Consider the following 24,711-nt stretch of genomic DNA (forward strand, 5'->3'; position numbering starts at 1 on the left):
AAGCCTTTCAGCGCCGATGGTACTGCAGGGGGGACCCTGTGGGAGAGTAGGACACCGCCGAACAATTATTGAAGAAGGCCCCGGCCCCCGAGCTTTGTCTCGGGGGCCGGGGCTTTTTTGCTGCCCGTTACCCGGTGTTCACGTCGTACAGAGACTCTGGGCGCCCCGACAGGCGGAGGTGTGGAGACGTGCAGCAGATGACGACTGCCGGACGGCGGCACAGGATCGCTTCGGACACGACGGCGTCCGCCCTGCGCGACGCGCTGGTGAAGCTGGGCATAGGGGTCGGCGACGAGGTCATCGTGCCGTCGTTCGGGCCGTGTGCGCCCGCCGACGCGGTACGACTGGCGGGGGCCGTACCGGTCTTCGCGGACATCGACCCGCGGACCTTCTGCCTCGACCCGGACGCCGTCGCGGCCGGCGTCACCTCACGCACGGCGGCCATAGTGCCGGTGCACGTGTTCGGGCACCCGGCGCCCATGGCGCGCTTCAACGAACTGGCCGAGCGCTGCGCGCTGGCCGTGGTGGAAGAAGGGGCCGAGGGCGGCCGGACGGAGGACGCGGGAGCCGTCGCCAGGCGCCGTGCCCACGCGCGCTTCCTCGACTCGGCGTTGAAGGGCGTCGTCGTGCCGTACACCGAGCCGGGGGCACACCACCTCTACCACCGCTACACCGTGCGGATACCGGGCAACGGACGGCCCGACAGGGACGCCTTCGCCGCGGCCCTCGCCGCCCGCGGTGTGCGGGCGGCGGTGAGCGTGCCCGTACCGGTGCACCGGATGCCGGCGCACCGCTCGGGGGCCGTGCTGCCGCAGACCGAGCTGGTGGCCGCGGACACCCTTTCGCTGCCGGTGCACCCGGGCATCACCCAGCGGGAGTTGACGCACATGGCGGACACCTGCAACGGGCTCGGCGGCCTGATCTGAGCCGCGGGACCGACGCCTCGCGGTCCCGCTGAGCGGCATCCGGCCGAGTTTCCCGCACGTCCGTTCATGGGCTACGATCTTCCTGTCGACGCGCCCCAATAGCTCAGTCGGTAGAGCGTCTCCATGGTAAGGAGAAGGTCTACGGTTCGATTCCGTATTGGGGCTCTGACAAGGAAAGGCCCCCCGCCTCGGCGGGGGGCCTTTCCGCGTGTGCGGGTCCGATGTGCACGGGGCTGGCGGCGGGGTCAGCTCTCGGGGAGTGCCGGGACCCGCATCGCGAGGATGGCCATGTCGTCGGACGGGGCGTCGGAGGCGAAGCGTTCGACCGCGCGCTGGATGCGGGCAGCGACCGCGCCGGCCGTCAGGCCCGTACAGGTGGCAAGGACGTCCGCGAGGCCGTCGTCGCCGAGCATCCTGCTGCCCTCCCGGCGCTCGGTGACGCCGTCGGTGACACACAGCAGGACGTCGCCGGGGTCGAGGGTGACGGACTGCTCGACGAGTTCCAGGTCGTCCATCACGCCCAGCAGCGGCTGCGGGTCCGCGGCGGGCTCCACGGTGCCGTCAGGGCGCAGCCGCAGCGGCAGCGGATGGCCTGCGCAGACCATCCGCAGCACCGCGCTGCCGTCGTGCTGCGGCCACAACTCGCCGTAGAGCAGGGTCAGGAAGCGGCTGCGGGCGCCCTCGTCGAGGATGGCTGCGTTGAGCCGCTCGAGGACCGCGGGGCCGCCGAAGCCCTCGCGGGCCAGCAGCCGCAGGGCGTGCCGGGCGAGGCCGGTCACGGCGGCGGCCTCGGGGCCCGTACCGCAGACGTCGCCGATGGCGAAGCCCCAGCAGCCGTCGCGGATCGGGAAGAGGTCGTAGAAGTCGCCGCCGACCTCGTTGCCTTCACCTGCGGCGCGGTAGACGACCTCGACCTCGACGCCGGGGACGCGTGGCAGCTCCGGCGGGAGCAGGCTGCGCTGGAGGGCCTGGCTGATCGCGGTGCGCTCGCTGTAGAGGCGGGCGTTGTCCAGGGCGAGGGCCGCGCGGCGGGACAGGTCCTCGGCCAGTTCCAGGATCTCCTGGCGGAAGCGCTCGTCGGACGGCTTGCCGAGGGTGAGCATGCCGATGACGCGGTTGCGCGCGACCAGCGGCAGGACGACCGTCTCGCCGCCCACGGCGGCCGCGGTGGCGAGGGCCACGCCGGGCGTGCTGGGCTGGCGCCCTGCGATCGTCCCCGAGCCGCTGGGGCCGACGCCGAGGCTGCGCAGGGAGGCCCGCAGGGCGCTGGAGTGGGCCGCGTCGGACGGCGCGGTCCAGGCGCGGGCTCCGGGAGTCGGGTCGGGCTCAGGGGCGCGGACCTGGGACAGCAGTGCCTTGATGCCGTCGATGCGGTCCTCGTCCTCGTGCAGGACGAAGGCGAGTTCGGGCTCCGACTGCTCGGCGATCGTGTAGACGGCGCACCAACTGGCCAGCGTGGGCACGGTCATCTGGGCCATCAGCGCCAGTGTCTGGTCGCGTTCGAGGGTGCCGGCCAGCAGGTCCGAGGCCTCGACGAGGAAGGACAGCGAGCCGCGGCGGAGCCTTTCCAGTTCGGTGAGCCGGGCGCTCTCCACGGCCAGCGCGATCCGGTCGGCGGCGAACTGGAGCCGTAGCGCCTCCTGGTTGGAGTAGCGGCCCGGTGCCTCGGCGGCGACCCCGAGGGAGCCGGTGAGGCGGCCCTCGACCTTGAGCGGCACGGTGACGACCGAGCGCATGCCGGTGCCCGACAGCAGCGGGACCGCGCCGGGGACGGCGGTCAGGTCCTCGTGCACGGCGGGCATGCGGGCGCTGCCGTACCGTCCGGTGCCGGCCTCGACGGGCACGCGGGCGAAGCGCTGGCGGGCCGACGGCAGGCCTGTGGAGGCGCGGACTTCGAGCTCGGTCTCGTCGTCGGTGGCCAGCAGCAGGTAGGCGGCGTCGCCGTCGAGCATGTCGCGGGCGCGTTCCACGGTGCGCTGGAGCAGGCTGTCGAGGTCGTCGGGCGCGGGCGAGCCGATGAAGACCTCGAAGGCGTCGACGTTCTTGCCGCGCTGGACGAGGCCGGTGTCGGAGGGCGCGTTGCCGCGGGCCGGGGTCTGCAGGACGGCGCGCTCCTCGACGCGCACCAGCAGGCAGACGGTGGAGGGCTCGCCCGAGCTGTCGCGGACCCGCAGGTGGGAGCCGTAGACGGGCAGGACCCGGCCGTCGCTGTTGCGCAGCCCGTAGGTGCCCTCCCAGCGGGACAGCCGGAGTGCCTCGGCCAGGCCGATGCCGGTGCCGGGGGTCTGCGGCCAGGCGGTGAGGTCGGCGAGGGATTTGCCGAGCACGTCGGCCGCGGGGTGGCCGAAGAGGTCGGCCGCGTCGTCGTTCCATCGGGTGATGGCGCCGCGGCTGTCGACCTGGACGACCGCGACCCTGACCCGCTCGTCGGCGACGGGCAGCTCGGCGGTGGCCAGCAGCGGTCCTGCCGAGCGGGTGCCGGCGGGGCGCTCGGGCAGGTCGAGCTGGAACCACACGTGCTTGCCCGCCGCGGTGTACTCGACGCCCCAGCGGCTGGCGAGCGCGGCGCACAGCAGCAGGCCGCGGCCGCCTTCGTGGTCGGGGTCGCGGTGCGGCCTGCCGCGGCCCTGCAGCGGCACCTCGCGCTCGGGGTAGTGGTCCGCGACCTCGACGCGTACGGCCGTCTCGTAGCGCAGGCAGCGCACGTCGGCCGCGGTGCCCGCGTGCACCACCGCGTTGGTCACCAGTTCGCTGGTCAGCACCACCGCGTCGTCCACGACGTCGGCGAAGCCCCAGCCGTGCAGGGTGTCCCGTACGAAGGCCCTGGCCACGGCGACCGACCGCCCCACCGGTTCGAAGCTGGCCGATGCCCGAGCCGTGATCACGGATCTCCTCTTGACGGATTCTGTGGTGTCCCGCAGCCGGTGCCGGGTCGCGCCACGGTCGGTCGCCCGCCCGTGCACCGTGCTTCGTACTGCCATCAGGCAAGGCTAGTGCGTTGCGACCCGGCCGTCCCGTGCGGCTGTCAAACCGGAACGTCCCGTGCCGGATGCGGTACGTGTACGCACCCGATCACGGGTCTAGCGCCAACGACCCCGCCGTGTACGGGTTACGCGGGATGTTGCCGGGCCGGTACGCGGAGGTGGAACACTGGAGTCGCCTAACTCGGGTACATGCAGGTCGATCGACCCTCCAGGAGGGACACGGTGGAGTCTGGCGCATCGGCGCGGGGCGCAGTCACGCGTACGAAGAACGGGCGTTCCCGGGCCGGCGGGACCGTAGAGGTCGATTCTGCCGCGCTCACCAAGCTGCTCGCCGCGCTCGCCGCGATGCGGGACGGCAACTTCCGCCGCCGCCTGACGGTGACCGGAGACGGGGTGATGGCGGAGGTCGCCGCCGTCTTCAACGAGGTCGCCGACCGCAATCAGCACCTCACGGGCGAGCTGGCGCGCGTGCGCCGGGTCGTCGGCCGGGAGGGCAAGCTCACCGAGCGGCTGGAGACCGGGGCCTGCGAGGGCGCCTGGGCGGCCGCGATCGAGGCGTCGAACGCGCTGGTGGACGACCTGGTGCGGCCGGTCTCCGAGGTCGGCAGGGTGCTGTCGGCGGTGGCCGAGGGCGACCTCGAGCAGCGGATGGACTTGCGCGCGCAGAATCCGGACGGCTCCGCGCACCCGTTGCGCGGCGAATTCCTCAAGGTCGGCCGTACGGTCAACGGCCTGGTCGACCAGCTGTCGGCGTTCACCGACGAGGTGACCCGGGTGGCGAGCGAGGTCGGCACCGAGGGCAAGCTCGGCGGCCAGGCGAAGGTCCGCGGCATGGCGGGGTCCTGGAAGGACCTCACGGACTCCGTCAACACCATGGCGTACCGGCTGACCGCGCAGGTCCGCGACATCGCCCTGGTGACGACCGCGGTGCTCAAGGGCGACCTGTCACGCAAGGTCACCGTGCATGTCGCGGGCGAGATGCTGGAGCTGAAGAACACCGTCAACACGATGGTGGACCAGCTCTCCTCCTTCTCCTCCGAGGTCACCCGGGTCGCCCGGGAGGTCGGTACCGAGGGCGAACTCGGCGGCCAGGCGCAGGTGCCGGGCGTCGCCGGGGTGTGGAAGGACCTCACCGACTCGGTGAACCTGATGGCCGGCAACCTGACGGCCCAGGTGCGGGACATCGCCCAGGTGACGACGGCGGTCGCGAACGGCGACCTGACGCAGAAGATCACCATCGGCGCGCGCGGCGAGGTCGCTCAGCTCGCCGAGACGATCAACGCGATGACCGAGACGCTGCGGACGTTCGCCGACGAGGTGACCCGGGTCGCGGGTGAGATCGGGGCCGAGGGCCAGCTGGGCGGTCAGGCGCAGGTGCCGGGCGCGGCCGGCACGTGGAAGGACCTCACCGACTCGGTGAACACCGCCTTCCGCAACCTCACGGCGCAGGTGCGCGACATCGCGCAGGTGACGACGGCGGTCGCGGGCGGCGACCTGTCGCAGAAGGTCACCGTGGACGTCTCCGGCGAGATGCTGGAGCTGAAGAACACCGTCAACACGATGGTCGACCAGCTGTCCGCCTTCGGCGCCGAGGTGACGCGGGTGGCCCGCGAGGTCGGCGTGGAGGGCATCCTCGGCGGCCAGTCCCAGGTGCCGGGCGCGGCGGGCACCTGGAAGGACCTCACCGACTCGGTGAACACCGCCTTCCGCAACCTGACCGGCCAGGTCCGCAACATCGCGCAGGTCACCACGGCGGTCGCCAACGGGGACCTGTCGCAGAAGGTCACGGTCGACGTCTCCGGCGAGATGCTGGAGCTGAAGAACACCGTGAACCGGATGGTCGACCAGCTCGGCTCCTTCGCCGCCCAGGTGACCCGGATGGCCACCGACGTTGGCACGGAGGGCAGGCTCGGCGGCCAGGCGCGGGTGGACGGCGTCAGCGGCACCTGGAAGGACCTCACCGACTCCGTCAACTTCATGGCGGGCAACCTGACCTCGCAGGTGCGGCAGATCGCCCAGGTGACCACCGCGGTGGCCCGCGGCGACCTGTCGCAGAAGATCGACGTGGACGCGCGCGGCGAGATCCTGGAGCTGAAGAACACCATCAACACGATGGTGGACCAGCTGTCCTCGTTCGCCGAGCAGGTGACCCGGGTGGCCCGCGAGGTGGGCACCGAGGGGCGGCTCGGCGGTCAGGCGCAGGTGCCGGGCGTCGCCGGTGTGTGGCGGGACCTCACCGACTCGGTGAACTTCATGGCCGGCAACCTGACCGGCCAGGTCCGCAACATCGCGCAGGTCGCCACCGCGGTGGCCCGCGGCGACCTGTCGCAGAAGATCGACGTGGACGCGCGCGGCGAGATCCTGGAGCTGAAGAACACCCTCAACACGATGGTGGACCAGCTCTCCTCGTTCGCCGAGCAGGTGACCAGGGTCGCGCGCGAGGTGGGCACCGAGGGCATCCTCGGCGGGCAGGCGGAGGTCAAGGGTGTCAGCGGCACCTGGAAGGACCTCACCCAGTCCGTCAACTTCATGGCCAACAACCTGACCAGCCAGGTCCGCAACATCGCCGACGTGACCAGCGCGGTCGCCCAGGGCGACCTGTCACGGAAGATCACCGTCGACGCCAAGGGCGAGATCCTGGCACTGGTCACCACGGTGAACACGATGGTGGACACGCTGTCCGCGTTCGGTGACGAGGTGACCCGGGTGGCCCGCGAGGTGGGTACCGAGGGCCAGCTCGGCGGCCAGGCGCGGGTCCGTGACGCGTCGGGCATCTGGAAGGACCTGACCGACAACGTCAACCTGATGGCGAGCAACCTGACCAGCCAGGTGCGGTCGATCTCCTCGGTGGCCACGGCCGTCGCCAACGGCGACCTGACCAAGAAGATCAACGTCGACGCGCGCGGCGAGGTCGCCCAGCTCGCCGAGACCATCAACACGATGGTGGACACGCTCTCCGCCTTCGGTGACGAGGTCACCCGGGTGGCCCGCGAGGTGGGCACCGAGGGCATCCTCGGCGGCCAGGCCAGGGTGCCGGGCGTCAGCGGCACCTGGAAGGACCTCACCGAGTCCGTCAACGGCATGGCGTCCAACCTGACGGGCCAGGTGCGGCAGATCGCCCAGGTGACCACCGCGGTGGCCCGCGGCGACCTGTCCAAGAAGATCGACGTGGACGCGCGCGGCGAGATCCTGGAGCTCAAGACCACCATCAACACCATGGTGGGGCAGCTGTCGGCCTTCGGTGACGAGGTCACCCGGGTGGCGCGCGAGGTGGGCACGGAGGGCAGGCTCGGCGGCCAGGCGCGGGTGCCGGACGTCTCCGGCATCTGGAAGGACCTGACCGAGTCCGTCAACCTGATGGCCAACAACCTGACCAGCCAGGTCCGCAACATCGCCCAGGTCGCCACCGCGGTGACCCGCGGCGACCTCAACCTGCGGATCGACGTGGACGCCGCCGGCGAGATCCTGGAGCTCCAGGACTACATCAACACCATGATCGTCCGGCTCCGGGAGACCACGCTCGCCAACAAGGAGCAGGACTGGCTCAAGGGCAACCTGGCGCGTATCTCCGGTCTCATGCAGGGCCGCAGGGACCTCGGAGACGTGGCCGCGCTGATCATGAGCGAACTGACCCCCGTGGTCTCCGCGCAGCACGGCGCCTTCTTCCTCGCCGAGGACACCACCGAGGTCGGCGAGGAGTACGAGCTGCGGCTGCGCGGCAGCTACGGCTTCTCCCGGCGCACCATGTCGACGCTCTTCCTGCCGGGCGAGGGGCTGATCGGGCAGGCGGCGGTGGAGAAGCGGTCGATCCTCATCGAGCATGTCCCGCCGGGCTATCTGAAGATCACATCGGGTCTGGGCGACTCCCCGCCGTCGCATGTGATCGTGCTGCCGGTGCTGTTCGAGGGCCGGGTGCTGGGCGTCATCGAGCTGGCGGCCTTCCAGCCGTTCACCCAGATCCAGAAGGACTTCCTCAACCAGATCACCGACATCATCGCGATCAGCGTCAACACCATCAGCGTCAACACCAAGACCGAGGGCCTGCTCAAGCAGTCGCAGGAGCTGACCGAGCAGCTGCAGGAACGGTCTGCCGAGCTGGAGAACCGGCAGCGCGCCCTCCAGCTGTCCAACGCGGAGCTGGAGGAGAAGGCCGAGCTGCTGGCCCGGCAGAACCGCGACATCGAGGTCAAGAACACCGAGATCGAGGAGGCCAGGCAGGTCCTGGAGGAGCGCGCGGAACAGCTCGCCGTCTCGATGCGCTACAAGTCGGAATTCCTCGCCAACATGTCGCACGAGCTGCGCACCCCGCTCAACTCGCTGCTGATCCTGGCCAAGCTGCTGGCCGACAACGCCGACGGCAACCTGTCGCCCAAGCAGGTCGAGTTCGCCGAGACCATCCACGGCGCCGGTTCGGACCTGCTCCAGCTGATCAACGACATCCTGGACCTGTCGAAGGTCGAGGCGGGCAAGATGGACGTCTCGCCGACGCGTATCGCGCTGGTGCAGCTGGTCGACTACGTCGAGGCCACCTTCCGGCCGCTGACCGCGGAGAAGGGCCTGGACTTCTCGGTGCGGGTCTCGCCCGAGTTGCCTGTCACCCTGCACACCGACGAGCAGCGGCTGCTGCAGGTGCTGCGCAACCTGCTGTCCAACGCGGTGAAGTTCACCGACAGCGGCTCGGTGGAGCTGGTGATCCGGCCGGCCGGCAGCGAGGTGCCGCAGTCGATCCGCGAGCAGTTGCTGGAGGCCGGCACGCTGCGCGAGCCCGACCAGCCGCTGATCGCGTTCTCGGTGACCGATACGGGCATCGGGATCGCGGCAGGCAAGATGCGGGTGATCTTCGAGGCGTTCAAGCAGGCCGACGGCACCACCAGCCGCAAGTACGGCGGCACGGGCCTGGGCCTGTCGATCAGCCGGGAGATCGCCCGCCTGCTCGGCGGTGAGATCCACGCCGACAGCCAGCCGGGCCGCGGTTCGACCTTCACCCTGTACCTGCCGCTGAGCCTCGGCGAGACCCCGCAGGCACCTGCGCAGCTGCCGGCCGGTGCGAACGACCAGGACGCCCCGGCGGCCGCGCGTACCCGCAGCCCCGGCAGCAGCCTGGCCAGGCTCCGCCGCCGCTCCGCCCAGCCGGCCCCGCTGCCGGCAGGGCACGGGCAGAACGGCTCGGCCCACCACTCGTGGCCCGAGCAGAGCCAGCAGGCCGCGGAATCCGGCTTCTCCGGTGGTTTCAGCGGCGAGAAGGTGCTGATCGTCGACGACGACATCCGCAACGTCTTCGCCCTCACCAGCGTCCTGGAGCAGCACGGCCTGACCGTGCTGTACGCCGAGAACGGCCGGGAGGGTATCGAGGTGCTCGAGCAGTACGACGACGTCGCGATCGTGCTGATGGACATCATGATGCCGGAGATGGACGGCTACGCGACGACGACGGCGATCCGCAAGATGCCGCAGTTCGCCGGGCTGCCGATCATCGCCCTGACCGCCAAGGCGATGAAGGGCGACCGGGAGAAGAGCATCGAGTCCGGAGCGTCTGACTATGTCGCCAAACCGGTGGACACCGACCACCTGCTGACGCTGATGGAAGAGTGGATGCACTCCCGCTGACGAAGAAAAAGTTGAATTTTTTCCAACTGGCATGTCTGACGGGGTGTGAGAGCGAGAAGATCAGGGAACCTTCTCGTCTCCGCCTGCGTTTTCGGTATGTGGTGAGTGACGTGGTGGTGACAGGGTGTGGCGAACGGCGGGGTGCGGCTACCATGACCGGCACAAGGACGGGCGGCGTGACGGAGTCGTCCCCGGGGGCGGCGACCGGCGTGATGCCGGGGCGAGGAGGGCGGGCCATGGTGCAGAAGGCCAAGATCCTCCTGGTCGATGACCGGCCGGAGAACCTGTTGGCGCTGGAGGCGATCCTCTCGGCGCTCGATCAGACTCTGGTCAGGGCATCGTCCGGGGAGGAAGCGCTCAAAGCGCTGCTCACCGACGATTTCGCGGTGATCCTGCTGGATGTCCAGATGCCGGGCATGGACGGGTTCGAGACCGCGGCGCACATCAAGCGGCGGGAGCGGACCCGGGACATCCCGATCATCTTCCTCACCGCGATCAACCACGGCCCGCACCACACCTTCAGGGGTTACGCGGCGGGTGCGGTCGACTACATCTCCAAGCCCTTCGACCCGTGGGTGCTGCGGGCCAAGGTGTCGGTCTTCGTCGACCTCTACATGAAGAACTGCCAGCTGCGGGAGCAGGCAGGACTGCTGCGGCTCCAGCTGGAGCAGGGCCTGCCGTCCGGCGCCGAGGCCAACGGCTCCAAGGAGCCCGCGGGCCTGCTGGCCGAGCTGTCCGCCCGGCTGGCGGCCGTCGAGGAGCAGGCCGAGGCGCTGAGCAAGCAGCTCGGCGAGTCCGCTGACGCGGCAGCCGTGGCGACCGCGGCACACCTGGAGCGCAAACTCACCGGACTGCGCAGGGCGCTGGACGCGCTGGAGCCCGGCAGCAGCGGGGGTATCGTGCGGCAGGCCACCGGGGAGTAGAGCCGCCGCGGGGGCGCGCAACGGCCCGGCTCGTGACCTGCGGGGCAACGCCGGTTGACGCCACGTCAATGCCGTGGTGGTGTCTGCCCGACACGAACGGGCGTATCCGCAAGCACGCGTGTTCCCCGATCACAAGGGCGGTAACCTCGGCACCATGGCCCCACGTACGTCCGGCACCGCCAAGAAAGCCCCGGCGAAGCCTGCGGCCAAGAAGCCCGCGGCAAAGAAGGCCGCCGCCCGACCGCCCGCCAAGAAGGCGGCAGCGGCGCCCAAACCCGCGCCGAAACCGGCTCCCTCACCGACCAGCGGCGTCTACCGGATGCTGCGGGCGATCTGGCTCGGGCTCGCGCACACCGTGGGGGCCGTCTTCCGCGGCATAGGACGCGGCGCCCGCGGCCTGGACCCCGCGCACCGCAAGGACGGCCTCGGCCTGCTGCTGCTCGGGCTGACCCTGGTGGTCGCGGCGGGCACCTGGTCCGACCTGCACGGCCCGGTCGGCGACCTGGTGGAGATGCTGGTCACCGGCGCCTTCGGACGGCTCGACCTGCTGGTGCCGCTGCTGCTCGGCGCGGTCGCCGTCCGCCTGATGCGGCACCCCGAGCAGCCGGAGGCCAACGGCCGGATCGTGATCGGCCTGTCCGCGCTGGTCATCGGCATACTGGGCCTGATCCACGTGGCCTGCGGCTCGCCGACCCGAAGCGACGGGGCGACCGCGCTGCGGGACGCCGGCGGTTTGATCGGCTGGGCCGCCGCCTCCCCGCTGCTCTACACCGTCGGCGCCGTCCTCGCCGCGGCGCTGCTGCTGCTCATCACCGTCTTCGGGCTGCTCGTGGTCACCGCCACGCCGGTCGCCGCCGTCCCGCAGCGGCTGCGGGCCGCCGGAGCCAGGCTCGGCCTGTACGCCGCGCCGCCGGACCTCGACGCGGTGTCGCTGGAGGAGTTCTTCGACGCCGACGAGCCGCAGGGCATGCCGGGCACCCTGGACGACGAGGACGACTCCCCGGTGCGCCGGCTGCCGCGGAGGTTCGGCAAGGCCCAGGACGAGCCGTACGACGTCGACAGCGACCTCGGTGCGGAGGGGGCGCAGGACGCGGACGAGCCCAAGCCGCGGCGCAGGCCCCGCCGGCGGCCCGAGGCGTTGCCCGGGACCGCGCAGGCCGCGGGCTCGGACGCGGTGGACGTGGCGGCCGCGGCCGCGGCGGCGCTGGACGGCGCCGTCCTGCACGGGCTGCATCCGTCGCCGCTGGTCGCCGACCTGACCACCGGTGTCAGGAAGCCGGTGCCCGCCGCCCGCGGGGAGGAGGACACCGGCGGTGTCCCCGACCTCACCAAGCACAGCGCGGACCCTGGCGACCCGCTGCCGCCGCGCGCGGAGCAGCTCCAGCTGTCCGGCGACATCACCTACGGGCTGCCCTCGCTCGACCTGCTGGAGCGCGGCGGCCCCGGCCGCACGCGCAGCGCCGCCAACGACGCGGTCGTCGCCTCGCTGAGCCAGGTCTTCAAGGAGTTCAAGGTCGACGCGGTCGTCACCGGCTTCACCCGCGGCCCGACCGTCACCCGCTACGAGGTGGAGCTCGGCGCGGCCGTCAAGGTGGAGCGGATCACCGCGCTCGCCAAGAACATCGCCTACTCCGTCGCCAGCCCGGACGTGCGGATCATCAGCCCGATCCCCGGCAAGTCCGCGGTCGGCATCGAGATCCCCAACAGCGACCGGGAGATGGTCAACCTCGGCGACGTGCTGCGCTCCGCGGAGGCCGCGGGCGAGGACCACCCGATGACGGTGGCACTCGGCAAGGACGTCGAGGGCGGCTACGTGATGGCCAACCTCGCCAAGATGCCGCACGTCCTGGTCGCGGGCGCCACCGGCTCCGGCAAGTCGTCCTGCATCAACTGTTTGATCACCTCGATCATGGCCCGCGCGACTCCCGACGAGGTGCGGATGGTCCTGGTCGACCCCAAGCGGGTCGAGCTGACCGCCTACGAGGGCATCCCGCACCTGATCACCCCGATCATCACCAACCCCAAGCGGGCCGCCGAGGCCCTCCAGTGGGTGGTGCGCGAGATGGACCTGCGCTACGACGACCTGGCCGCGTACGGCTTCCGGCACATCGACGACTTCAACGCGGCGGTGCGTTCCGGCAAGGCCAAGACGCCCGAGGGCAGCGAGCGCGAGCTGACGCCGTACCCGTACCTGCTGGTGATCGTCGACGAGCTGGCCGACCTGATGATGGTCGCGCCGCGCGACGTCGAGGACTCCATCGTCCGGATCACGCAGCTGGCCAGGGCCGCCGGAATCCACCTGGTGCTGGCCACGCAGCGGCCGAGCGTCGACGTGGTGACCGGCCTGATCAAGGCCAACGTGCCGTCCCGGCTGGCCTTCGCGACCTCCTCGCTCGCCGACAGCCGGGTGATCCTGGACCAGCCGGGCGCCGAGAAGCTGATCGGGAAAGGCGACGGTCTCTTCCTGCCGATGGGCGCGAACAAGCCGATCCGGATGCAGGGCGCCTATGTCACGGAGGACGAGGTCGCCAAGGTCGTCGACCACTGCAAGGCGCAGCTCACCCCGTCGTACCGCAGTGACGTCACCGTCGGCAGCGGTCCCAAGAAGGAGATCGACGAGGAGATCGGCGACGACCTCGACCTGCTGTGCCAGGCCGCCGAGCTGGTGGTCTCCACCCAGTTCGGCTCCACGTCGATGCTCCAGCGCAAGCTGCGTGTGGGATTCGCCAAGGCGGGCAGGCTGATGGACCTGATGGAGTCGCGCGGCATCGTCGGCCCCAGCGAGGGTTCGAAGGCGCGCGACGTGATGGTGAAGGCGGACGAGCTGGACGGCGTGCTGACCGAGATCCGCGGCGGTGCGTGACCCGACACGCGGTGATGGCCGAAAAAGCGGTCGGATTCTTCGGGCAACCGTTTGATCTGTTCGTACGTCAACTTCGGCAGGGAAGGCGACATCCTGATGGCGGACAAAAACCGGCCGTCCGCTTGCCCCCCTGTTTCCTACCCCCCCTAGACTGAACTCCCAGCAGGCGGCTGCACGCTCGAAAGGCGCCCTCGTGTCCCTCGGCAACACGCCCACCGAAGACCGGCCTTCGGTCGGTCATGCCCTCGCCCAGGCCCGCATCGCCGCCGGGCTCTCCATCGACGAGGTCAGTACCAGCACCCGGGTGCGCGTCCCCATCGTGCAGTCGATCGAGCAGGACGACTTCTCGCGCTGCGGCGGCGACGTCTACGCACGCGGCCACATCCGCACACTCGCCCGCGCGGTCGGCCTCGACCCCGAGCCGCTGGTCGCGCAGTACGCGTCCGAGCACGGCACGGAGGTCGTGCCCGCGCCGGTCGCGCCGGTCTACTCGGCCGAGAAGATCCGCTCCGAGCCGCGCCGGCCCAACTGGACCGCGGCCATGGTCGCGGCGATCGTCGCGGTCATCGGCTTCGTCGGCTACACCGCCTTCACCGGCGACGACGGGAACGGCGCGAAGGCCGACCCCGCGCCGCCCACCCCGAGCAGCACCAAGGCGTCCACCACCCAGACCCCCAGCCCGCACCCGCCGACCCCCGACCCGACGGGCAGCGCCATCGCGGCCGCTCCCCCCGGCAAGGTCACGGTCAAGATCAGCGCCGAGGGCGGCGTCAGCTGGGTCCAGGCCACCGACCACAACGGCAAGCGGCTCTTCCAGGGCTCGCTCAAGAAGGGCGACTCGCAGACCTTCACCGACGACAAGAAGATCAAGCTCGTCGTCGGCAATGCGGGCGCGGTGCAGATGTTCGTCAACGGCAAGGACCTCGGCCCGGCCGGCGACGACGGCCAGGTGGTCCGGCTCACCTACACGCCGGGGGACCCGACGCAGGGCTAGCACCGCAACAGCCGCGCCCCGCGCGGCCGAGGTCTTCTCAGAGGGCGCGCGCGGCGGGACCCGAGGGGGTTCCGGCCGCGCGTGGCCGAGCCGCGAGGGGCGCGACAGGGCAGCGGGTAGTCTGAGTGCATGCCCGAACCCCGTACCGTCGCCCTTGTCACGCTCGGATGCGCCCGTAACGAAGTGGACTCAGAAGAGCTCGCCGGCCGGCTGGCGGCGGACGGCTGGCAGCTGGTCGAGGACGCAGCGGACGCCGACGTGGCGGTCGTGAACACCTGCGGCTTCGTCGAGGCGGCCAAGAAGGACTCCGTGGACGCCCTCCTGGAGGCCAACGAGCTCAAGGACCACGGCCGCACCCAGGCCGTCGTCGCCGTCGGCTGCATGGCCGAGCGGTACGGCAAGGAACTGGCGGACGCGCTGCCGGAGGCCGACGGGGTGCTCGGCTTCGACGACTACACCGACATCTCCGAGCGGCTGCGGACGATCCTGGCCGGCGGCGTCCACGCCCCGCACACCCCGCGCGACCGGCGCAAGCTGCTGCCGATCAGCCCCGCGGAGCGGCAGGCGTCAACGGTGGCACTGCCGGGTCACTCGCAGGAGGGTCCCCCGAACGGGGGTATCCCCGCGGTGGACGGCGGCTCCGCGGCGGGCGGTCCTGCGGCGGAGGGCGCCTCCGCGGCGGACGACGGCAGGGCCGTGGACCTGGCCGACCTGCCGGCGGGCGTCGCACCCGCCTCAGGACCACGCGCCCCGCTGCGGCGCCGGCTGGACTCCGGCCCGGTCGCCTCGGTGAAGCTCGCCTCCGGCTGCGACCGGCGCTGCACCTTCTGCGCCATCCCCTCCTTCCGCGGCTCCTTCATCTCCCGCCGCCCCTCCGACGTCCTCGGCGAGACCCGCTGGCTCGCCACCCAGGGCGTCAAAGAGGTCATGCTGGTCAGCGAGAACAACACCTCCTACGGCAAGGACCTCGGCGACATCCGGCTGCTGGAGACGCTGCTGCCCGAGCTGGCCGCGGTGGACGGCATCGAACGGATCCGGGTCAGCTACCTGCAGCCCGCCGAGATGCGGCCCGGGCTCATCGACGTGCTGACCTCCACCCCCGGCGTGGTGCCCTACTTCGACCTGTCCTTCCAGCACTCCGCCCCCGGCGTGCTGCGGGCGATGCGCAGGTTCGGCGACACCGACCGCTTCCTCGAACTGCTCGGCGCGATCCGCGCCAAGGCTCCGGAGGCGGGCGTGCGGTCCAACTTCATCGTGGGCTTCCCCGGCGAGACCGAGGCCGACCTGGCCGAACTCGAGCGCTTCCTGAGCGCCGCCCGGCTGGACGCGATCGGGGTCTTCGGCTACTCCGACGAGGACGGCACCGAGGCTGCGGGCTACGACGGCAAGCTGGACGACGACGTGATCGCCGCCCGGCTGGCCAGGGTCTCCCGGCTCGCCGAGGAGCTGACCGCGCAGCGTGCGGAGGAGCGCCTCGGGGACACCGTGCGGGTGCTGGTCGAGGCCGTGGACGAGGAGACCGGTGAGGTGACCGGCCGGGCCGACCACCAGGCGCCGGAGACGGACGGCCAGGTCGTGCTGGTGCCGGCCGACCCGGCCTGGCAGCCGCAACCCGGGACTTTCGTCGCGGCCAAGGTGACCGGCGCGCAGGGCGTCGACCTGGTGGCCGAGCCGCTGGGCGGGGCGGCCACCGTCGGCGCCCCGGGCACCCCGGTCGCCGACTCCATGGCGGGACCGGCGGTGGTGGGCAGATGAGCGGAGCTCCCGCGCCGGCCGCATCCCCTTCGCCGTCCTCATCCTCTTCCTCTTCCTCTTCTTCCTCCTCCGCTGCCGCTGCTGCCTCGTCCGGCGCGGGATCGCCGGACGCTTCCGTGTCGGACGCACCCGCTTCAGGCGCGACGGTGGCGCCTGCCTCGCTCGTCGACCCGGTGGCCGGTGTCGATCACGCCAGCGACCCGGTGGCCGAGAAGGCGGGCCTGTGGAACATCGCCAACCTGCTGACGATGACCCGGCTGGTGCTGGTCCCCGGCTTCGTGCTGCTGCTGGTCCACGACGACGGGCACGACCCCAAATGGCGCTCCTTCGCCTGGGCCGCGTTCGCCATCGCGATGATCACCGACCTGTTCGACGGTGAGCTGGCCAGGCGCTACGGGCTGGTCACCGATTTCGGCAAGATCGCCGACCCGATCGCGGACAAGGCGATCATGGGGGCGGCCCTGGTCGGGCTGTCCGCACTGGGTGACCTGCCGTGGTGGGTCACCGCGGTGATCCTCTTCCGCGAGCTGGGCATCACGCTGCTGCGCTTCTGGGTGATCAGACACGGGGTGATCCCGGCAAGCCGGGGCGGCAAGCTCAAGACGCTCACCCAGGGCGTCGCCGTCGGCATGTACATCCTGGTGCTGACCGGGCCGCTGGCCAGCTCGCGCGCCTGGCTGATGGCACTCGCCGTGGTGCTCACCGTGGTGACCGGCCTCGACTACGTACGGCAGGCCGTCGTGCTGCGGCGGGCCGGCCTCGCCGCGGAGCGGATGGCGGCGTCGGCCGAGGCAGCCGCCGCCTCCGGTGCTTCCCGCGAGTCCGGTGCTTCCCGCGCCTCCGGTGCGGCCGCCGCCGGCGGGCCGCATGCCGGCGGCGCGGGCGGGACCGACCCGGACGGGCCGGGGCAGGGCGGGCCGGGGCAGGGCGGATGACGCCCGGCGCCGCCGAGGCGCTGCGGCTGCTGGAGCAGCAGGGCGGGACCCTCGCCGTCGCGGAATCGCTCACCGGCGGCCTGGTGGCCGCGGAGCTCACCGCGGTGCCCGGCGCGTCCCGGACCTTCCGCGGCTCGGTCACGGCCTATGCCACCGCGCTCAAGCAGGAGCTGCTGGGGGTGGACGGGGCGCTGCTTGCCGCGAGAGGCGCAGTGGACGCCGAAGTGGCGCTCGCGATGGCCGAGGGCGTCCGCGGCAGGCTCGGCGCGGACTGGGGGGCGGCCACCACCGGCGTTGCCGGCCCCGACCCGCAGGACGGCCGACCGGTGGGCACCGTCTTCGTGGCGGTGGCGGGTCCCGGCGGGCTCGCCGAGGTCAGCGCGCTGCGGCTGGCGGGGGACCGCGAGTCGATCCGCCGGGCGTCGGTGGCGGCCGTGCTCGATCTGCTGGTCGAACAGCTGCGGAAGGCCTGCGAATAACCGGCCCGGCGTGCGTTCAGTGCCCGGAGACAGGGAAGAACACGGGGGGACGGGATGTTTGCAGCCCTGAGTGAACACGTCTTTGCTCCCCGCACGGCCGGTGTCCGAGGCGGTACGGTGGGGCGAGAAGGATGCGGTACCGCGATCCGAGGAGGGAGCCACCGATGATTCTGCTCCGTCGCCTGCTGGGTGACGTGCTGCGTCGGCAGCGCCAGCGCCAGGGCCGCACCCTGCGCGAGGTCTCCTCGTCCGCCCGGGTCTCGCTCGGCTACCTGTCGGAGGTCGAGAGGGGGCAGAAGGAGGCGTCCTCCGAACTGCTCTCCGCGATCTGCGATGCCCTGGACGTACCGATGTCCGAGGTGATGCGTGAGGTCAGCGACGATCTGTCGCTCGCCGAGCTGGCACAGTCCGCGGCGTCCGAGGCCACCACAGCGCCGATGCGGCCACTGCTCGGCACTGTCACATCGGTCACATCCGTCACGTCCACCCCGGACGAACGGATCACCATCAAGGCACCGAAGAAGTCCGCAGAAGCCGTGGACGTCGTCGCCGCCTGATTGCGCCCCGTGTTCGCGCGCGGCGGTGGATCTGCCTTTGCCGTGTTCAGAGCGGCGGGGCAGGGTAGGCGGTGAAGGTCGGCAACGGTCCTCAAGGACCGTGTCGGATCCGAACGCGTCGATCCGCTGGGAGAACGCATGAGTGTCGTGAAAAGCCCTCTGTCAGAACAGGACGGCAAGACTGTCGGTGACGCCCTGCAAGGCGCGCTCGTCGACCTTCTCGACCTGTCGCTGCTTGCCAAGCAGGTGCACTGGAATGTGGTGGGACCGCGGTTCAGGTCCATCCACCTCCAGCTCGACGAGGTCGTCAGCAGTGCCAGGACGCACTCCGACACCGTGGCGGAGCGCGCCTCGGCGATCGGCGTGAGCCCCGACGGCCGCGCCGGGACGGTCGCCAAGACCAGCGGCATCGACACGGTGACCGACGGCTGGGTCAAGGACTCCGAAGTCGTCGAGATCATGGTCGCCGCGCTCAGCGCCGTCATCACCCGGATGCGGGAACGCATCGAAGCGACGGACAAGCCGGACCCCGTCACCCAGGACATCCTGATCGGCCTCACCGCAGATCTCGAGAAGTTCCACTGGATGTTCCAGGCCGAGAACTCCTGACCGTCCGCCCGTTCGCTCCGGTAAGGAAACACGGGCATCACGGGGGCCGCCGTCGCGCGGCCCCCGCCGCGAACTCGGGGTTTCAAGGAGGCGGCCATGCGTGCGCTCCAGGACATCCCGGCAGTTCCTTCCCTCACGACCGGCCTCCCGGCTCCCGGGCGCCGGCTGCACCCCGGAGCAGGGCCGCGCTCCCGGTCCGCGCGCCGGCTGCGCTGCGTGATCGGCGTGATAGGCGGTGTCCTCTGGTGGGGGGCAGTGCTGCGGCTTGCGATACGGCCCGAGGCGGCCGGCCCGTGGCGCAGCGCGGTGGCCGCGGGCGGTTGGAGCCTCGGCCTGATACCCCTGCACGCGGTGCCCGCACGGATCCGCCGACCCCGAACGGCCCTGGCCGACGAAGGCGACGCCCCGGCCGTCTGACGACCCCGGGCCCCACCTACCGGGTGGGGACAGGCCCGCGCTGGCAACGTGGACACCAGTACGCCACCCTCCGCTGATCCACCGGACCGTGCTCGCCGACCTTCACCTGGGTGCCGCAGCGCAGGCAGGGCCGGTGCGCCCTGTCGTACACCCAGTGCGTACGGCCGCGCCGCGTGTCCCCGGTCGTCACATGGCCAGGGCGCGCCTTGTTCGCCTCGAGCAGCCGCTTGGCCAGCAGCACCATCTTCTCCGGCGCCGTCACCTCGCCGTACGGCGTCCACGGGGTCACCCCGCGCAGGAAGCACAGCTCGGCGACGTAGACATTGCCGATACCCGCGAGATTGCGCTGGTCGAGCAGGGCCTCGCCCACCGGCCGCTCCGGTCCTGCCGCCAGCCGTCGCAGCGCGGCCGCGGGATCCCAGTCCGGCCCGAGCAGGTCAGGCCCGAGATGGCCGACCACCGTCGACTCCTCGCCGGTGGGCAGCAGCGCGAGCACCGGCAGGCGGTAGCCGACGGCGATCCTCGACTCGTTCTCCAGCACCGCCCGCACCTGGTGCTCGGGGCCGCCCCGCCACCGCTCGCCGGGCGCGTAGAGGTGCCAGGAACCGTCCATCCGCAGATGCGAGTGCAGCGTCCAGTCGCCCTCCAGCCGCGTCATCAGGTGCTTCCCGCGCGACACGACCTCCAGTACCTGCCGCCCCGCGAGCTCCACCGTGGCCAGTTGCGGCACCCGCAGATCCGCCCGCACCAGCGGCCGCCCCGCCAACGCCGAATCCAACCGCTGAGCGGTCAGCCAGATCGTGTCTCCTTCAGGCACCCCTCCATCATCCCCTGCCGCCGCCGTGCCGCCCTGCTGCCCGCTGCCGTGCCCCGTGCTGCCGTGCTGCCCGCTGCCGTGCCGCCCCGCCGCCGGGCTCCGCTGACCCGGGGGGCGGACGCCGGAGGGTCAGGCGCCGTCGCGGAGCCGCAGCCCGCGTGGCGTGGCGTGGAAGCCGGCCGCTTCCAGGGCCCGGCCCAGGGGCGACGTCAGGGCGGACTCGCCGTTGGCCCGCTCGACGGTGAGCTTGCCGAGGGCACCCTCCCGTACCGCCAGCGCCAGCGCGTCCGCCGCGGCCTGCGTGCGTATCTCGTCCATGGGCCAGCCCAGCAGCGTCTTGCCGCCGCGCTCCACGTAGAGAGCGAGCTCGCCGTCGGTGAGCACGACCAGGGCGCCCGCCTTGCGACCCGGCCGGTGCCCGACGCCCGCCGGCTGCTCGGGCCACGGCAGGGCGGCGCCGTACGGATTGGCCGGGTCCGCCGCGGCGAGCACCACCGTCCTGGCGCGGCCGGCCTGCTCCTCCTCCCGTTCCCTGGCCGTGCTCAGCGCACGCAGCCGGTCCACCGCCCCGTCCATCGCGAACTGCGCCGCACCCAGCCCTTCGACCACGTAGCCGCGCCGTGCCTGGCCGGTCTCCTCGAACGCCGCCAGCACGCGATACGCCGCGGAGAAGCCGCCTTCGACGCCTTCCGCCGCCACCGCGCCCCGGGTCACCACCCCGTGCCGGTCGAGCAGGCAGTGGGTGAGGGCATGTGCCCGCAGCGTCGGGTCCTGTTCGGCCACCGGGACCAGCGACCAGCGTCCCGCGGTGGTCGGCGGACCGCTGCGCGAAGCCGTGGCGCGTGGCGCGGCCCGGCTCGCGAGCGAGCTGTACCGGCCCCGCGGTACCGACCTCGCCGCCCGGTGCGCCGTCGCCCCCGCGGTGCGGCCGGAGCCGAGCAGCGCACGCAGCGGCGCGATCGTGTCGTTGGTGAGCCGACCCGACCAGGCGAGGTCCCACACGGCCTCGGCGAGCTGCGGCTCCGTGACCTCGATGCCACCCGCACGCACCTGGTCGGCGATCTGCCGGAAGAACAGGCCGTATCCGCCGGACAGCGCCGTCAGCACGGCCTGGTGGAGCGGGTCGAGCTCCAGCGGCTGCGGTGCCGGGAGCAGCAGCGGTGCGGTGTCGGCGAGGTAGAGGGAGATCCAGCCGTCCTTGCCAGGCAGCGAGCCGGCCCCCGCCCACAGGATCTCGCCGGAGGCCGTCAGCTCGTCCAGCATCGCCGGGGTGTACCCGGTGACCCGGGACGGCAGCACCAGCTTCTCCAGAGCCGACGCGGGCACCGAAGCGCCCTGCAGCTGCTCGACCGCCCGTGCCAGGCCGTCCATTCCGCGCAGGCTGTGCGTGCCGACGTGCTGCCACTGCGGCAGGAAGACCCCCAGGGTGGCCGGGGGCACCGGCTCCACCTCGTGCCTGAGCGCGGCAAGGGACCTGCGCCGCAACCGGCGCAGCACCGTCGCGTCGCACCACTCCTGGCCGGCGCCGCCAGGCCTGAACTCGCCCTGCACCACCCGGCCGGACGCGCTGAGCCGGTGCAGCACACCGTCAGCCACCGCCGCTCCGAGCCCGAACCGGTCCGCCGCCTCACCGGTCGTGAACGGGCCGTGGGTGCGGGCATAGCGGGCCACCAGATCCCCCAGCGGATCCTTCACCGGCTCGGTGAACGCCACCGGCACCCCCACCGGCAGAGCCGTGCCCAGCGCGTCCCGCAGACGCCCCGCGTCCTCGACCGCCGCCCAGTGCTCGGCGCCGGCGATCCGCACCCGGATGGCCCGCCGGGCCGACTCGAGCTCCGCCGCCCATGCGGATTCCGCACCCCTGGCGGACAACTCCGCCTCGGTCAGCGGGCCGAGCAGCCGCAGCAGGTCCGCGACGGCCTCGGCGCTCCTGGCCCTGCGGTCCTCGGTCAGCCACTGCAATTCGCCGTCCAGCTCCGCCAGCACATCGGCGTCCAGAAGCTCGCGCAGCTCGGCCTGCCCCAGGAGTTCGGCCAGCAGCCGCGAGTCCAGCGACAGCGCGGCCGCCCGCCGCTCGGCCAGTGGTGAGTCGCCCTCGTAGAGGAACTGCGCGACATAGCCGAACAGCAGCGACCTGGCGAAGGGCGACGGCTCATTCGTGTTCACCTCGACCAGGCGGACCCTGCGTGCCTCGATGTCGCCCATGAGCTCCACCAGGCCCGGCACGTCGAACACGTCCTGGAGGCACTCGCGCACCGCTTCGAGCACGATCGGGAACGATCCGTACTCGGAGGCGACCTCCAGCAACTGCGAGGCCCGCTGCCGCTGCTGCCACAGCGGGGTGCGCTTCCCCGGGCTGCGGCGCGGCAGCAGCAGCGCGCGGGCGGCACACTCCCTGAACCGCGAGGCGAAGAGAGCGGAGCCGCCCACCTGGTCGGTGACCAGGTGCTCGACCTCGCTCTTGTCGAAGGCGACATCGGCGGCCCCCACCGGCGACTGCTCCGGGTCGTACTCCGCCCCGTGCTGTACGGGGGCGACGTCCAGCAGGTCAAGGCCCATCAGATCGGCGTCGGGCAGGCGCAGCACGATGCCGTCGTCGGCGTGCATCGCCTGCGCGTCCAGCCCGTACTTCTCCTGGAGCCGGGCGCCGAGCGCCAGCGCCCAGGGCGCGTGCACCTGCGCGCCGAACGGCGAGTGGATGATCACCCGCCAGTCGCCCAACTCGTCGCGGAACCGCTCGACCACGATCGTGCGGTCGTCCGGGATGTGGCCGCAGGCCTGCCGCTGCTCGGTGAGGTAGGCCAGTACGTTGTCCGCCGCCCAGGTGTCGAGCCCCGCCGCCGACAGCCGCTCCCTGGCCGGCCCTTCGGCGAGCGCGCCGACCTCCCGCAGCCAGGCCCCGAGCGCCCGGCCCAGCTCCAGCGGGCGGCCGAGCTGGTCGCCCTTCCAGAAGGGCAGCCGCCCTGGAACGCCCGGCGCGGGCGACACCAGCACCCGGTCCCTGGTGATGTCCTCGATCCGCCAGGAGGTGGTGCCCAGGGTGAAGACGTCGCCGACCCTGGACTCGTAGACCATCTCCTCGTCCAGCTCGCCGACCCGGCCTCCGCCCTTCTTCGGGTCGGACCCTGCGAGGAACACCCCGAAGAGCCCGCGGTCCGGGATGGTGCCGCCGGAGGTGACCGCGAGCCGCTGCGCTCCCGGCCGCCCGGTCACCGTGTTCGCCACCCGGTCCCACACGAGACGCGGGCGCAGCTCTGCGAAGGCGTCGGACGGATAGCGCCCGGCGAGCATGTCGAGCACCGCCGTGTACGCCGAGTGCGGCAGGGACGCGAAGGGCGCGGCGCGCCGCACCACGCTCAGCAACTCGTCGACGTCCCAGCTGCCCAGCGCGGTCATCGCGACGATCTGCTGGGCCAGCACGTCCAGCGGGTTGGCGGGCACCCGCAGCGACTCGATCGCCCCCGCCCGCATGCGCTCGGTGACCACCGCCGACTGCACGAGGTCACCGCGGTATTTGGGGAAGACCACCCCGGTGGAGACCGCGCCGACCTGGTGGCCCGCCCGGCCGACCCGCTGGAGCCCGGAGGCGACCGAGGGGGGCGACTCCACCTGCACGACCAGGTCGACGGCGCCCATGTCGATACCCAGCTCCAGGCTCGAGGTGGCGACGACGGCAGGCAGCCGGCCGGCTTTCAGATCCTCCTCGACCAGCGCCCGCTGCTCTTTGGACACCGAGCCGTGGTGTGCGCGGGCCAGGACCGGCGGGGCTCCGCGGGCCGCTCCCGATTGCGCCATGACCTGGGCGGGGGAGTGGGCCTCTGGCATCGGCTCGCCCTCGGCCCGCTCCTGGCCGATCTCGTTGAGCCGGTTGCACAGCCGCTCGGCCAGTCTGCGCGAATTGGCGAAGACGATCGTGGACCGGTGCGACTGCACCAGATCGGCGATCCGCTCCTCGACATGCGGCCAGATGGAGGGCCGCTCGGCAGCGCCGGCGGCCGGACCGCTGTGCTCGGCCTGGTCGGCGACCGGCGAGCCGCCCAGCTCTGCCAGATCCTCCACCGGCACCACCACGGACAGCTCGAACGCCTTCTGCGACGGCGGCTGGACCACGGCCACCCTGCGCTGCGGGGAGAGATAGCGGGCGATCTCGTCCACGGGGCGCACCGTGGCCGACAGCCCGATCCTGCGGGCGGGCCGGTCCAGCAGGTGGTCGAGGCGCTCGAGCGACAGGGCGAGATGGGCGCCGCGCTTGGTGCCGGCCACCGCGTGCACCTCGTCGAGGATCACGGTCTCCACCCCGCTCAGCGCCTCCCGGGCGGCGGAGGTGAGCATGAGGAACAGCGACTCCGGTGTGGTGATCAGGATGTCGGGCGGCCGGGTGACCAGCGCCCGCCGCTCCGCGGGCGGGGTGTCCCCCGAGCGGATCCCGACCCGCACCTCGGGCTCGGGCAGCCCGAGGCGCACCGACTCCTGGCGCAGACCCGCGAGCGGGCTGCGCAGATTGCGCTCCACATCCACCGCCAGGGCCTTCAGCGGTGACACGTACAGCACCCGGCAGCGCTTGCGCGCCTCGGCCGGCGGCGGGGTGGCGGCCAGCCGGTCGAGCGCGGCCAGGAAGGCGGCGAGGGTCTTGCCGGAACCGGTGGGTGCGACGACCAGCACGTCGGAATCCTCGGCGATGGCCGTCCACGCCCCGGCCTGGGCGGGGGTGGGCTCGCTGAACGCCCCCGTGAACCACGCGCGGGTGGCGGGGGAGAAAGCGTCGAGGCTGCTGCGACTGGGCATGCCACCATCCTGCCTCGCCGCACCGACACCGCGCCGAGCCGGAATCGGCACCTGTGGAAA

14 protein-coding genes and 1 tRNA gene are annotated in these 24,711 nt (G+C 72.0%); 12 read left to right on the forward strand and 3 right to left on the reverse strand.

From position 1 onward, the window contains the following. Window positions 1-197: 197 nt before the first annotated feature. Window positions 198-926: a DegT/DnrJ/EryC1/StrS family aminotransferase gene (locus ACGFMP_RS17765; protein WP_393673351.1), complete on the forward strand. Its 729-nt coding sequence runs from the start codon at window positions 198-200 to the stop codon at window positions 924-926. 92 nt (window positions 927-1,018) lie between these two features. Continuing rightward, window positions 1,019-1,091, forward strand: a tRNA-Thr gene (locus tag ACGFMP_RS17770). A gap of 80 nt (window positions 1,092-1,171) precedes the next feature. On the opposite strand, the gene ACGFMP_RS17775 is transcribed toward ACGFMP_RS17770, so the two are convergent. Further along, complete coding sequence (locus tag ACGFMP_RS17775; protein WP_393673762.1) at window positions 1,172-3,811, reverse strand: SpoIIE family protein phosphatase; 2,640 nt, start codon at window positions 3,809-3,811, stop codon at window positions 1,172-1,174. Between the two features lie 321 nt (window positions 3,812-4,132). Between ACGFMP_RS17775 and ACGFMP_RS17780 the strand changes: the two genes are divergently transcribed. From ACGFMP_RS17780 to ACGFMP_RS17825, 10 genes are all read left to right on the forward strand, one after another. Continuing rightward, a complete protein-coding gene (locus tag ACGFMP_RS17780; protein ID WP_393673352.1) occupies window positions 4,133-9,517 on the forward strand; it encodes a HAMP domain-containing protein in 5,385 nt (1,794 codons plus the stop codon). Window positions 9,518-9,753: 236 nt separating this feature from the next. Continuing rightward, window positions 9,754-10,440 (forward strand): two-component system response regulator, encoded by a 687-nt coding sequence (locus ACGFMP_RS17785; protein ID WP_393673763.1) that lies wholly within the window; start codon window positions 9,754-9,756, stop codon window positions 10,438-10,440. 154 nt (window positions 10,441-10,594) lie between these two features. Then, window positions 10,595-13,303, forward strand: coding sequence for a DNA translocase FtsK (locus ACGFMP_RS17790; protein ID WP_393673353.1), 2,709 nt, complete (start codon window positions 10,595-10,597; stop codon window positions 13,301-13,303). A 193-nt stretch (window positions 13,304-13,496) separates the two neighbouring features. After that, window positions 13,497-14,297 (forward strand): helix-turn-helix domain-containing protein, encoded by an 801-nt coding sequence (locus ACGFMP_RS17795; RefSeq protein ID WP_393673355.1) that lies wholly within the window; start codon window positions 13,497-13,499, stop codon window positions 14,295-14,297. A gap of 129 nt (window positions 14,298-14,426) precedes the next feature. Next, window positions 14,427-16,052, forward strand: coding sequence for a 30S ribosomal protein S12 methylthiotransferase RimO (rimO, locus tag ACGFMP_RS17800; protein ID WP_393673356.1), 1,626 nt, complete (start codon window positions 14,427-14,429; stop codon window positions 16,050-16,052). A 116-nt stretch (window positions 16,053-16,168) separates the two neighbouring features. Beyond that, complete coding sequence (pgsA, locus tag ACGFMP_RS17805; protein ID WP_393673357.1) at window positions 16,169-16,987, forward strand: CDP-diacylglycerol--glycerol-3-phosphate 3-phosphatidyltransferase; 819 nt, start codon at window positions 16,169-16,171, stop codon at window positions 16,985-16,987. Next, on the forward strand, window positions 16,984-17,466 hold the full coding sequence (locus ACGFMP_RS17810; protein ID WP_393673358.1) for a CinA family protein: 483 nt from the start codon (window positions 16,984-16,986) through the stop codon (window positions 17,464-17,466). The genes pgsA and ACGFMP_RS17810 overlap by 4 nt, the downstream gene beginning before the upstream one ends. 164 nt (window positions 17,467-17,630) lie before the next feature. Further along, the gene (locus tag ACGFMP_RS17815) at window positions 17,631-18,023 is read left to right on the forward strand and encodes a helix-turn-helix domain-containing protein (protein ID WP_393673359.1); all 393 of its coding nucleotides are present in this window, start codon (window positions 17,631-17,633) and stop codon (window positions 18,021-18,023) included. A 138-nt stretch (window positions 18,024-18,161) separates the two neighbouring features. Further along, window positions 18,162-18,632: a Dps family protein gene (locus tag ACGFMP_RS17820; protein WP_393673360.1), complete on the forward strand. Its 471-nt coding sequence runs from the start codon at window positions 18,162-18,164 to the stop codon at window positions 18,630-18,632. 96 nt (window positions 18,633-18,728) lie between these two features. Further along, window positions 18,729-19,049 (forward strand): hypothetical protein, encoded by a 321-nt coding sequence (locus tag ACGFMP_RS17825; protein ID WP_393673361.1) that lies wholly within the window; start codon window positions 18,729-18,731, stop codon window positions 19,047-19,049. A 16-nt stretch (window positions 19,050-19,065) separates the two neighbouring features. Here the strand turns inward: ACGFMP_RS17825 and ACGFMP_RS17830 are convergent, their stop codons facing one another. Continuing rightward, a complete protein-coding gene (locus ACGFMP_RS17830; protein WP_393673362.1) occupies window positions 19,066-19,866 on the reverse strand; it encodes a DNA-formamidopyrimidine glycosylase family protein in 801 nt (266 codons plus the stop codon). Window positions 19,867-19,995: 129 nt separating this feature from the next. After that, window positions 19,996-24,651, reverse strand: a complete 4,656-nt coding sequence (locus tag ACGFMP_RS17835) for an ATP-dependent helicase (RefSeq protein ID WP_393673363.1) — start codon at window positions 24,649-24,651, stop codon at window positions 19,996-19,998. Window positions 24,652-24,711: the final 60 nt, after the last annotated feature.

The sequence above is a fragment of the Streptomyces sp. NPDC049040 genome (assembly GCF_043197715.1).
Classification (GTDB): domain Bacteria; phylum Actinomycetota; class Actinomycetes; order Streptomycetales; family Streptomycetaceae; genus Actinacidiphila.

What these genes read in the sequence shown, in the direction of transcription:
- ACGFMP_RS17790 (WP_393673353.1), top strand. Translation starts at nt 10,595, where the DNA reads ATGGCCCCACGTACGTCCGGCACCGCCAAGAAAGCCCCGGCGAAGCCT.
- ACGFMP_RS17825 (WP_393673361.1), top strand. Translation starts at nt 18,729, where the DNA reads ATGCGTGCGCTCCAGGACATCCCGGCAGTTCCTTCCCTCACGACCGGC.
- ACGFMP_RS17810 (WP_393673358.1), top strand. Translation starts at nt 16,984, where the DNA reads ATGACGCCCGGCGCCGCCGAGGCGCTGCGGCTGCTGGAGCAGCAGGGC.
- rimO (WP_393673356.1), top strand. Translation starts at nt 14,427, where the DNA reads ATGCCCGAACCCCGTACCGTCGCCCTTGTCACGCTCGGATGCGCCCGT.
- ACGFMP_RS17785 (WP_393673763.1), top strand. Translation starts at nt 9,754, where the DNA reads ATGGTGCAGAAGGCCAAGATCCTCCTGGTCGATGACCGGCCGGAGAAC.
- ACGFMP_RS17820 (WP_393673360.1), top strand. Translation starts at nt 18,162, where the DNA reads ATGAGTGTCGTGAAAAGCCCTCTGTCAGAACAGGACGGCAAGACTGTC.
- ACGFMP_RS17815 (WP_393673359.1), top strand. Translation starts at nt 17,631, where the DNA reads ATGATTCTGCTCCGTCGCCTGCTGGGTGACGTGCTGCGTCGGCAGCGC.
- ACGFMP_RS17835 (WP_393673363.1), bottom strand. Translation starts at nt 24,651, where the DNA reads ATGCCCAGTCGCAGCAGCCTCGACGCTTTCTCCCCCGCCACCCGCGCG.
- ACGFMP_RS17765 (WP_393673351.1), top strand. Translation starts at nt 198, where the DNA reads ATGACGACTGCCGGACGGCGGCACAGGATCGCTTCGGACACGACGGCG.